Below are 12383 nucleotides of genomic sequence, written 5' to 3'. Positions count from 1 at the left end.
ATCTTTATAATATCGTTATTCTTAACTTTTTTACTAATGCACTAGTGTGCGTTACTATGATCTTCTGCTGATTCTTGATGTTCTTCTACTTTTGTTTCTACAACAGTAGTAGTAGCATCTGTATCTATTCGAGGCGTTTTCCCTTCCAGGTCTGCCTTTAATTTCTGTACATATTGAACAATCTGCCAACGTTCATGCTCATTGGTTTGGGAGGCATACGATCCCATAGAGTTGATTCCGTAATACATTACATGATAAATACTTCCTTCAGTAATTGCTCTACCAATATCATCATAACTAGGAACTCCTAAAATCTTTTCTCTTTGTACCAAAGGTCCTTTTCCATCTCCTTTTCCCCCATGGCATATTGCGCAATAGATGTCATACAATTCTTTTCCGGCATCTTCATTTTCTTTTGTATATCGGATAGGATTTTTTAATGTATCCTTAGCAAGTAAGTAGCCTTCTTGTGAATTCTTAAAATCATATGGCATCCATCCTCTAGGTATTGAGCCTTCGGCAGGTAACATAGCTTCCTGGCCACCAGGAAAAACACCATATTCACCGTAAGTTTCATAACTTAAAGGTTCATACATATTAGGCATAAATTGATAATTAGGTTTTGAATCTTTTTTACAAGAAACAACGCAAATCATCACTACTGCCGCTGCTAATATTTTTATAGTATTCTTCATTATTACTAATGGTTATCTTCTTCCTTATCTATTACTTTAATTTCTACTGCTCCGGTATCACCCAAAAAGCTAGCAAGTTGATCAACATCGTGATTTCCAGCATCTACTTCCATTAAGAAATGATCATCTGTAGTTCTTACATCAGGATTTTCGGCTTTTTTAAATGGCCATAGCTTACTTCTCATATAAAAAGTAATCACCATTAAATGGGCTGCAAAAAACACTGTAAGTTCGAACATAATCGGAACGAATGCTGGCATGTTTTCGATATAGCTAAAACTAGGCTTACCCCCTATATCTTGTGGCCAATCTTCGATCATGATATAGTTCATCATCAAAATTGATACTACTAACCCAACACAACCATACATAAAGGATGTAATTGCTAATCGTGTATGAGGTAATCCCATCGCTTTATCTAGTCCATGAACCGGAAAAGGAGTATATACCTCTTCGATATGATAATGCTCTGCACGAACTTTCTTGACAGCATCCATCAGGATGTCGTCGTCTATATATAATGCATGTATAACTTTTGATGCCATACTTCTAGTTATTTTTAAGTTTTTCTGCCTGGCCAGCCCAATCATCGCGTTGTGCTCTACCAGGGAAAGATCCAGTGATATTATCTAATAAATCGTATTCAGTTTCGGTCATTTTACTTACTTGATCAAAAGTAAATATTCCGATCTCGTTAAGTTTCTTTTCCATTACTGGTCCGATACCATTAACCTTTTTAAGATCATCAGCCGTTTGTGTTGATGGATCAAATGTCCCTAGGTTACCCAATAGACTATTGATGTCTTCTTCACTTACTTCTTTGGTTTCGGTTTTTTTCTTTGTTGGTTTTTCTTTAACCACTTCTGCTTTACCTTTAGGAAGCTCATCTCTATGATCTTTTCCTGCTTCTCTTAGTTTCTTATATTTTTCTCCAGAAGATTTCAAAATTGATTTTACTTCTGCTTGTGCTATTACAGGGAACGTACGTGAGTACAATAAGAATAAGACAAAGAAGAAACCAATTGTTCCTATAAATATTCCTATATCAACAAAAGTAGGAGAGAACATTGTCCATGATGATGGTAAATAATCTCTGTGAAGTGATGTTACAATGATCACAAAACGCTCAAACCACATTCCTATGTTTACCACAATAGAGATAAAGAAAGAAAACATTATACTTCTTCTTAATTTTGGGAACCACATAAATTGCGGTGAGAATACGTTACATGTCATCATCGCCCAATATGCCCACCAATATGGTCCTGTTGCCCTATTAAGGAATGCATATTGTTCGTATTCAACTCCAGAATACCATGCTACAAACAGCTCTGTTATATAGGCGACACCTACAATAGAACCTGTAATCATAATTACAATATTCATCAATTCTATATGTAAAACGGTAATGTAGTTTTCTAGGTTTGATACTTTTCTCATTATAATAAGAAGCGTATTCACCATAGCAAATCCTGAAAAAACCGCCCCAGCCACAAAATATGGTGGAAATATCGTAGTATGCCATCCAGGAATCACCGAAGTAGCAAAATCAAATGATACAATGGTATGTACAGAAAGTACTAATGGTGTAGCTAAACCTGCAAGTACTAAAGATACTTCTTCAAAACGTTGCCAGTCTTTTGCTCTACCACTCCATCCAAAAGATAGAAGGCCGTATATTTTTTTTGTAAATGGAGTTATTGCTCGGTCTCTAATCATTGCAAAATCAGGCAGCAATCCTGTCCACCAGAATACTAGTGATACAGAAAGATATGTAGAGATTGCAAATACATCCCATAGCAATGGCGAATTAAAATTCACCCATAGCGATCCAAACTGGTTTGGTATTGGTAATACCCAATATGCCAGCCAAGGACGCCCCATGTGAATAATTGGGAATAATCCTGCTTGAATAACTGCAAAAATAGTCATCGCTTCTGCAGAACGGTTAATTGCCATTCTCCATTTCTGACGAAATAACAGTAGTACTGCTGAAATCAAGGTTCCGGCGTGACCAATACCTACCCACCAAACAAAGTTGGTGATATCCCAGGCCCATCCTACTGTTTTGTTTAATCCCCAGGTTCCTATCCCAGTAGATATTGTGTAAATAATACACCCTATCCCCCAAAGGAAAGCAAGCAGTGCAATTGAAAAGACAATCCACCAAGATTTATTTGCTTTTCCTTCTACCGCTGCTGCTACATCCAAAGTTACATCATGGTATGTTTTATCACCGGTTACTAAAGGTTTTCTTATAGGTGCTTCGTAATGAGACATAATCCTTTATAATTGAATTGATTCTTTAATTAGTTAATTAAGCTTCTGTAGTATTTCTTACTTTGGTATGGTACATAACGTTAGGCTTAGTCCCAACATGTTCCAGTAAGTGATACATACGATCATCCTCTTTAAGTTTAGCTACTTCACTATCCTTATCATTGATATCACCAAATACCATAGCACCTGATGAACAAGCTGCAGAACAAGCTGTCTGGAATTCTCCATCCTTAACTTCTCTACCATCTCGTTTTGCATCCAAAATAGTTTTTTGCGTCATTTGAATACACATAGAACATTTTTCCATAACCCCTCTGGAACGTACAGTTACATCAGGATTAAGTACCATTCTACCTAAATCATTATTCATGTAATAATCAAACTCATCATTGTTGTTATACAAGAACCAGTTAAACCTACGTACTTTATATGGACAGTTATTAGCACAATATCTTGTACCTACACAACGGTTATATGCCATATGGTTTTGTCCTTGTCTACCATGTGATGTAGCAGCAACAGGACAAACAGTCTCACATGGAGCATGGTTACAGTGCTGACACATTACTGGCTGGAATACTACCTGAGGATTATCTGACGGATTTTCCATCTCACCAAACTCTGATAAGGAACTTCCTAAACCTGCTATTGCATCTTTCTTATTATTATCTCCTTCAAAACTATCTTGTGAAGAATAATAACGGTCAATACGTAACCAGTGCATATCACGAGATCTACGTATTTCTGATTTACCAACCACAGGTACATTATTCTCTGCATGACAAGCGATCACACAAGCACCACATCCTGTACATGCATTTAAATCTATTGAAAGATTAAAATGATGCCCAATAGAACGATCAAATTCATCCCAAAGATCAACTTCTGGTGAAGTAACCTCATATTCTATATGATTTTTACTCACTTCAGGAATTACGTTCCAATCGTGCTTATCTTTTGTATTGAATATTTCAAGAGTCGTTTCTTTTACAATATCTCCACGACCCATTAATGTATTATGTAATTGCACACAAGCAAACTCATGTACTCCTTCTGCAGCCTTAATCGAAACATTCTGTACTGCATTAAGGTTTTGATATAAAGAATAGGCATTTACTCCTACTATCATATCTTTTTTAAGTCCTTTAGACTTACCATATCCTAAAGCTAAACCAACAGAGCCTTTAGCCTGTCCTGGTTGAATAATTACCGGAACAACGACTTCAGTTTCTCCTACCGTTACTTTTGCATAACTACCATTTAGAGCTCCATTTGCTACATTTTCATTGGTTAACCCTAACTCAGCAGCATCTGCTCTAGAAACCGTTAAGTAGTTATCCCAAGACGCTCTGGTAATAGGATCGGGCATTTCTTGTAGCCAAGGGTTATTAGCCTGTTGACCATCCCCTAATGCCGTTTTAGTATATAATGTAAGTTCTATTCCACTTGATTTCGCTACAGAAAGTCTTCTTGACGCAGCACTAACATCTGGTCCAGCCGAAGTTGGCACCGGAACAGCTTCTATATCAGCCACATCTCCTTCTGGTGCTTCAAGTGCTTCTACCAATTCTTGTTTTGGAAGTACTGGTTTTACTAATATTCCATCATGCAAGGCTTGATTCCATGAAGTACCTCCAAGAATACCTGTCCATGCACTTTTTATATAATCGTGATATGTAGATGAATTACCTGTCCACTTTAATAAAGTTTCCTGGAATTGTCTTGCATCAAATAATGGTCGAATAGTTGGTTGCATCAAACTGTAGCTCCCTTTTTTCAACTCAACATCTCCCCAAGATTCTAAATAGTGAGGCGTTGTTGCAACGTAGTTACACAACTCAGCCGTAGCATCGTTATGCATGCTAAATGCAACTGATATATCTACTTTTTCAAGACCACTTTTAAATTCATCTGCATTTGGCAATGAATACATTGGATTAACACCAGCAATTAGCAAACCACCAACATGCCCTGCATTCATATCTTTTACCAATTGAGCAACTGCTTTAGCGTCTCCCTGACGGATAGTACGTGGAGTAGTTTTACTAAAAGCTTTACTATGTATTGCTTTATTAATTTCTAAAACTACTAACTGTGCATCCACATCCTGAATCCCAGTAACTACTACAGCATTACTTCCTGCTTTTTGAATCTGCTTAGCTGCTTTAACTACTTCTGCATCCAGTTTAGAATCCAAAGCTCCTTTAGAACCAGATCCTGTTACATATTTATATAGTGCAGCAAGCACTTGTTTTTGTTCTGATGGAGTAGCTTGTATTCTTCTATCGGCATTAGCCCCTGTTAAAGACATATTTGCCTCAAACTGGACATGCTTAGACATTTTTCCATTTTTCGGGATACGTCCTTTGGCATAACCACTATCATATCCTCCTCCTTGCCAATCTCCCAAAAAATCTGCACCAATACTGACTACAGTATTTGCTTTAGAAAAATCATAATCTGCAAGTGCTCTTTCGCCATACATCATTTGGTATGCATCCAAAGCCTCACTATTAGAAATAGCATCGTATACTACGTGTTTAACGTTTTGATATTTTGCTTTAAATTCTGAAATCAATTTCGATGTAGATGGACTGGCATATGTTTGAGTTAACAAAACAATTTGCTTACCGCCAAGACTATTTAACTTAGCTGCTACTTCTTTATCAAGCTCATCCCAACTGATATCTTCGGTTCCTTTTTTAGGCCCTTGAAGACGAGAACTATCATATAATGACAATACCGAAGCATGAACTCTGGCGTTTGCATCACCATTAGATGTTGCAAGATTATTATTTTCTACTTTTATAGGTCGACCTTCTCTAGTTTTAATTAAAACACTAGCAAAATCATACCCATCTGCTATTGTAGTAGCATAATAGTTAGCAACACCAGGTACTATTCTATCTGGTTGAACTACGTAAGGTATTGATTTTTTAACAGGACCTTCACATGCTGCTAAAGAAGCAGCTGCTGTACTAAAACCTACATATTTAAGAAAATCACGACGAGAAGTCGATGAATTTTCTAATGATGACTTATCACCTAAAAACTCATCCGTAGGAATCTCCTTAACGAACTCATTTTGTTGTAGCGTCTCAACAATAGAGCTATTTTCGTTTAGCTCTTCAACACTTTTCCAGTATTTCTTGTTTGATGACATATATAATTGATATTAGCTTCTTACTATTCTTCCGTTTACGGAAAACAATTGTTTTATTATTAATAATGGCATTTACCACATTCCAGACCACCCATTTGAGCAGCTGTCAATTGATCAACACCATATTTCTTAGAAAGTTCTTTATGAATTTTCTCGTAATATTTATTATCAGCAACTTTCACATTGGTTTCCCTGTGACAGTTGATACACCATCCCATAGTAAGTGGAGCATGCTGATACATAATTTCCATTTCTTCTACCGGACCGTGACATGTCTGGCACTCTACCCCAGCAACACTTACGTGCTGAGAGTGATTAAAGTATGCAAAATCAGGAAGATTATGAATACGAACCCATTTTACTGGTTGTTCATCACCAGTATATGCTTGTGTATCTGTATCCCAACCTACTGCTTTATATAATTTTTGGATTTCACCATCGTAGAATTCTTTAGAGTATTCTTCTGTTGCAGTAGCATCAGCCACTTCACTAATGGATTTATGACAGTTCATACAAACATTAAGAGAAGGAATTCCTGATGTCTTACTAACTCTTGCAGAAGAGTGACAATACTTACATTCTATCTTATTATCTCCAGCATGAATCTTATGAGAATAGTGTATTGGCTGAACAGGTTGATATCCTTGATCAACCCCTACTTGCATAAAATATCCATATACAAAGTAACCACTAGCCAGTAACAAGAAAATAGCTGTAACCATAACCAAGAATTGGTTTTGGATAAATGCTTTCCATATTGGAGTCCTCTTTTCTGCCTGTGGCAATTCTACATTATTAGCTTCTGCAAAGCTTCTTAGCGTTTTATTCACCAGAAATAAAACCACTAGTAGCATTAGAAATACTAACGCCAATATTGCTAAAATCACATTAGCAGAAACCCCAGAGTTTTCACCTCCTGAAGCAGTATCACTTCCTGGCACAGGTGCCGGTGGATCAGCTTTAGGCTCCATCGCATAAGCTATGATATTATCAATATCTGCATTGGACAACTGCGGAAAAGCATTCATTGCAGTCTTATTATACTCTTCAAAAACAGCAACAGCTTGCGCGTCGCCAGAAGCGACCATAGCAGCACTATTTTTTACCCATGAATAAATCCATTCTTTGTCATACTTGTCAGCTACTCCAAAAAGAGCAGGACCAACCGCTTTTTTATAACGCTTATGACAAGCCGCACAAAGTGATTTAAACAACTCTTCCCCTTTAGCTACATCTCCTCCAGACGAAGCTTCAGTTACAGCAGCGTTATCAACAGCCGCATCATCCTGTGCAAAGACAGGGTTAAAAAAAGTAAATAAAAAAACAGTTCCTAGGATTAGGATTTTAGAGGCTGAATTTCGGTGTTTCACCTGTTTCATATTATCAAGTAGAATTATCGTCTTATTTTTGGTATGGTTTTTTCATTAATCTCTTAAAAAAGATATAAAACCAGCACTTTTAATTCGACGACAAAAGTACTATAATTAGTCGATTTTGGAAATGTTAGAGAACCGTTAACTGTTAATTTATAACAATTCTAAATAATATTTTTTAATGATTTTGAGTTATTATACTTTACCTTTGCACCAAATCAATTTGTAATGAGAATGTTAAACACCACAAACCATATTTTTCTATTTGGTTTTTACCTTATAATTACCAGCACTTTAACTGCTCAGGATACCACAAATAACACTCCTGATACTCCAAATTTTGTGCCCGTAAACATATTACCACAACCAGAAGCGTCTGTTACCATCAATCAAGATCCAAGAATAAAAATGCTTCTTGATATAAAATCTAAAATGGAAAAAGATGGAGAATTTAGTGATCGTTACAAGATTCAACTGTATTATGGGAACCTAAATAAGGCAAATGAGATCATAAGAGCATCAAAAGATGCTTTTCCAAAGTGGAGTTCATCGATCCAATGGGAAACACCTAATTACAAAGTATGGATGGGAAATTATCGCACAAGACTTGAAGCTGACAGAGCATTAAAAGAAGTGCACACTAAATTCCCTAATGCATTCATATTTAGACCCGAAAAAAAATAAACATTCTTTTTTATTCATAAAAAACAAAACCCGATGTTTTCACATCGGGTTTTATTATTTATTATATATTCTAAGCATTATAGCTTCTTCTTCACCGCTACTTCTTGGTAAGCCTCTACTATATCACCTTCTTTAATATCATTATAGTTCTTAATCTGCAGACCACAATCATATCCTTTCGCCACTTCTTTTACGTCATCTTTAAATCTTTTTAAAGAAGCAAACTCACCAGTATACACTACAACACCTTCTCGAATCAAGCGTATGCCAGAATTTCGGAAAAGTTTACCTGTAAGAACCATACATCCTGCAATTGTACCGACTTTAGAAATCTTAAATGTTTCTCTAATTTCTGCAGTTCCTGTAATCTCTTCCTTCATTACTGGAGAAAGCATACCTTCCATTGCATCTTTAAGATCATTGATAGCATCATAAATAATCGAATATGTTCTGATATCGATTTCTTCCTTATCAGCAACTTGTCTCGCATTACCTGCTGGTCTTACATTAAATCCAATAATAATAGCATCAGATGCAGATGCAAGTAACACATCACTTTCTGTGATCGCCCCCACTGCTTTATGAATGATATTTACATGAATCTCTTCTGTGGATAGTTTCTGGAATGAATCTGTTAATGCTTCTACAGAACCATCAACATCTCCTTTAAGAATAATATTAAGTTCTTTAAAGTCTCCTAAGGCAATTCGACGTCCGATCTCATCTAGTGTAATATGTCGTTGTGTACGTACAGATTGTTCTCTATGTAATTGTGCTCGTTTTGAGGCGATATCTTTAGCCTCTCGTTCATCTTCTAATACACTAAACTTATCTCCTGCTTGTGGAGCCCCGTCTAATCCAAGAATTGAAACTGGCGTAGAAGGCCCTGCTTCTTTCACACTATTTCCTCGTTCATCCTGCATTGCCTTAATCTTACCGCTATTTTTACCGGCAAGAACATAATCTCCTATTTTAAGTGTACCCGTTTGTACTAAAATAGTAGAAACATAACCACGTCCTTTATCCAAAAACGCCTCGACAACTGTACCAGATGCCAGTCGATTTGGATTTGCTTTAAGCTCTAATATTTCAGCTTCAAGAAGTACTTTTTCAAGTAATTCTTTAACTCCTAATCCAGTTTTAGCAGAAATATCATGGGATTGGATTTTTCCTCCCCAATCTTCTACTAATAAATTCATAGAAGCTAGTTTTTCTTTTATCTTTTCAGGATTTGCTTCTTGTCTATCTACCTTATTAATTGCAAATACAATTGGAACTCCTGCTGCCTGAGCATGACTAATCGCTTCTTTAGTCTGTGGCATCACATCATCATCTGCAGCAATTACAATAATAGCTAAATCTGTTACTTGTGCACCACGCGCACGCATCGCAGTAAACGCTTCGTGACCTGGTGTATCTAAAAATGCTATTTTTTGTCCACTTTCTAACTGCACTCCATAAGCTCCGATATGCTGGGTAATCCCACCACTCTCTCCGGCTATTACATTTTCTTCTCGAATATAATCAAGTAAAGAAGTTTTACCATGATCAACATGTCCCATTACAGTTACAATAGGAGCTCTTTCTGTTAAATCTTCGGGAGCATCTACAATTTCTTCTATTGATTCCTCAATATCCGCAGTTACAAAATTAACTTCATAACCAAATTCATCTGCAACGATAGAAAGGGTCTCTGCATCTAAACGCTGATTCATTGTCACCATTATTCCTAATGACATACAAGCCGAAATAATATCAGTAGTCGCCACATTCATCATCGTAGCAACTTCAGAAGCTGTAACAAATTCTGTTACTTTAAGCACTTTGCTTTCTTGCTCTTGTTGTGCTACATCATCTTCTGCTTTCTGACGGTGTTGATCTCTCTTATCCCTACGATACTTTGCCGCTTTTGATTTATTAGATTTCCCTTGTAACTTCTCAAGAGTCTCTCGTACTTGTTTTTGTACTTCTTCTTCGCTTGGCTCTTCTTTTACAATAGCAGGTCGTTTTCCTTTTGCCGGACCTCTTCCTCTATTTCCACCTCCTCGGTTACCACCACCAGACTGACCTCCTGGCCTACCCCCACCAGATCCTTGAGCACCGCCTCCTTCTTTACTAATTCTTCTTCGGCGTTTTTTTGCTGCATCTCCTGCGTTTGAAGATTTCTTATCGGATTTATCTTCTTTCTTTTTCGCTGGTTTTTTAAACTGAGTTAAGTCAATTTTCTGACCTGTAAAATTAGGACCATCCAATTTTTTATACTGAGTTTTAACCTTTTCTGGTTCTACAGAAACTTCAGCTTCCACTTCTGGCGCTGGAGTTTTAGGCTTATCTTTGCTCACAACGGGCTCTACAGGTTTTTCTTCTTTTATTTCTTTTGGCGCTTGTCGCGTAATTTTAATTCCTTTTTTCTGAGGTCTATTTGAAACTACTTCAGGAGTTTTGCTTTTTACATCTTCCTTTTCTTTTTCTTTTACCTCTTCCTTCTTAGGAGCTTCAACTGCCTTTTCTTCGGGTTTTGCAGTATTATCCTCTTGTTTCTCACCTTCTAATTCAATCTTACCAACTTGCTTAGGTCCGCTTAATTGAGCTTTGGCTTTTACAACTTCTCGAGCTTCTGAACGTTTACGCTTTTCTTCCTGCTCATTTTCGATCTGCACTCGCAACGCTTCTTTTTCTTTCTTCTTTTCTTCTCCAACTTCTTTTGAAGCTACTTTTTTACTTTTATCCGTTTGAAATTCATCAAACAAGAGCTGATAAATCTCTGAAGAAATTTTTGTAGTAGGACGCGCATCTATCTCGTGACCTTTTGAATTCAAAAAGTCAACAGCCCGATCTAGCGAGATATTGAATTCGCGTAATACTTTATTTAGTCTCATTGTTCCTGCTTCAGCCATAAATGCCTTTTATTTAATGCTCAAATATAATTAATTGTGATTATTAATCTTCAAATTCAGATTTTAATATTCTAATCACTTCGCCTACTGTCTCTTCCTCAAGGTCAGTTCGCTTTACTAAATCACTAATATCTTGTTCTAAAATACTCTTTGCAGTATCTAAACCAATTTTAGAAAATTCTTCAATAATCCATGAATCGATTTCATCAGAAAATTCTGTAAGTTCTACATCTTCTTCTACTCCTTCTCTAAACACATCTATCTCATAGCCTGTTAGTTGCCCTGCTAATCTAATATTGTGACCTCCTCGACCAATAGCTTTAGAGACTTCTTCTGGTCTTAGCATTACTTCTGCCCGACTGGTCTCTTCATTAATCTTTATAGAAGTTACTTTTGCCGGACTTAATGCTCTAGTAATAAATAATTGTAAATTATTTGTATAATTAATAACATCAATATTTTCATTACCTAATTCTCTTACGATACCATGTATACGAGAACCTTTCATCCCTACACATGCTCCTACAGGATCAATCCTATCATCATACGAATCTACTGCAACTTTTGCTTTTTCTCCAGGAATTCTAACTACTTTTTTAACTGTAATTAACCCATCAAATACTTCTGGTATTTCTGATTCGAACAATTTCTCTAAAAACAGAGGCGATGTTCTAGACATAACTATGGATGGTTTATTACCCTTAAGCTCAACAGATTCGATTACTCCTCGTACATTTTCTCCTTTTCTGAAAAAATCAGAAGGTATTTGCCTATCCTTAGGTAATATAATCTCATTACCTTCATCATCTAACATGATAATCGCTCTATGACGAATATGATGAACTTCAGCAGTATATATCTCTCCTTCTAATTCTTTAAACTGTTTATAAATATTAGTATTGTCATGTTCATGAATTTTAGAAATCAAATTCTGACGTAGCGCTAATATAGAACGTCTTCCTAAATCTATGAGTTTAACTTCTTCTGATACGTCTTCACCTACCTCAAAATCAGGCTCTATTTTTTGTGCTTCAGTTAGTGATATCTCTTGATTACCGTCTTCAACTTCACCATCTCCTACTACAATACGGTTTCTCCAAATTTCTAAATCTCCTTTATCAGGATTTATAATGATATCGAAATTGTCATCACTACCAAACTTCTTCTTTAGAGCATTCCTAAATACATCTTCTAAGATCGACATTAAAGTAACACGATCTATAAATTTATCATCTTTGAATTCTGAAAATGATTCTATTAATGCGATATTTTCCATATCAATATATTATAA

8 protein-coding genes are annotated in these 12383 nt (G+C 36.3%); 1 reads left to right on the top strand and 7 read right to left on the bottom strand.

Annotation, left to right across the window (positions count from 1 at the left end):
- Window positions 1-41: 41 nt before the first annotated feature.
- From AAFU52_RS12255 to AAFU52_RS12235, 5 genes are read right to left on the bottom strand one after another with little or no spacing between them, the layout of a single operon-like run.
- Complete coding sequence (locus tag AAFU52_RS12255; RefSeq protein WP_024771638.1) at window positions 42-695, bottom strand: c-type cytochrome; 654 nt, start codon at window positions 693-695, stop codon at window positions 42-44.
- Window positions 696-700: 5 nt separating this feature from the next.
- The gene (locus AAFU52_RS12250) at window positions 701-1240 is read right to left on the bottom strand and encodes a DUF3341 domain-containing protein (RefSeq protein ID WP_024771639.1); all 540 of its coding nucleotides are present in this window, start codon (window positions 1238-1240) and stop codon (window positions 701-703) included.
- A 4-nt stretch (window positions 1241-1244) separates the two neighbouring features.
- Window positions 1245-2978: an NrfD/PsrC family molybdoenzyme membrane anchor subunit gene (gene nrfD / locus AAFU52_RS12245; protein WP_024771640.1), complete on the bottom strand. Its 1734-nt coding sequence runs from the start codon at window positions 2976-2978 to the stop codon at window positions 1245-1247.
- A gap of 34 nt (window positions 2979-3012) precedes the next feature.
- Window positions 3013-6138 carry a TAT-variant-translocated molybdopterin oxidoreductase gene (locus AAFU52_RS12240; protein WP_024771641.1) on the bottom strand — a complete coding sequence of 1042 codons (3126 nt, stop codon included), beginning with the start codon at window positions 6136-6138 and terminating at the stop codon, window positions 3013-3015.
- Window positions 6139-6197: 59 nt separating this feature from the next.
- Complete coding sequence (locus AAFU52_RS12235) at window positions 6198-7517, bottom strand: c-type cytochrome (RefSeq protein WP_024771642.1); 1320 nt, start codon at window positions 7515-7517, stop codon at window positions 6198-6200.
- Between the two features lie 222 nt (window positions 7518-7739).
- Here AAFU52_RS12235 and AAFU52_RS12230 point away from each other — a divergent pair, with 222 nt between their 5' ends.
- Window positions 7740-8195 carry an SPOR domain-containing protein gene (locus tag AAFU52_RS12230; RefSeq protein WP_241461427.1) on the top strand — a complete coding sequence of 152 codons (456 nt, stop codon included), beginning with the start codon at window positions 7740-7742 and terminating at the stop codon, window positions 8193-8195.
- 77 nt (window positions 8196-8272) lie between these two features.
- Here AAFU52_RS12230 and infB read toward each other — a convergent pair whose 3' ends face one another.
- A complete protein-coding gene (gene infB / locus AAFU52_RS12225) occupies window positions 8273-11092 on the bottom strand; it encodes a translation initiation factor IF-2 (RefSeq protein ID WP_024771644.1) in 2820 nt (939 codons plus the stop codon).
- Between the two features lie 43 nt (window positions 11093-11135).
- Window positions 11136-12368 carry a transcription termination factor NusA gene (nusA, locus tag AAFU52_RS12220; protein ID WP_024771645.1) on the bottom strand — a complete coding sequence of 411 codons (1233 nt, stop codon included), beginning with the start codon at window positions 12366-12368 and terminating at the stop codon, window positions 11136-11138.
- Window positions 12369-12383 lie beyond the last annotated feature (15 nt).

It is taken from the genome of Aquimarina macrocephali (assembly GCF_051627225.1).
GTDB classification, from domain to species: Bacteria; Bacteroidota; Bacteroidia; order Flavobacteriales; family Flavobacteriaceae; genus Aquimarina; species Aquimarina macrocephali.
Note: the sequence above shows the minus strand (reverse complement) of the source record. Positions and strands in the feature narration are given on the sequence as shown.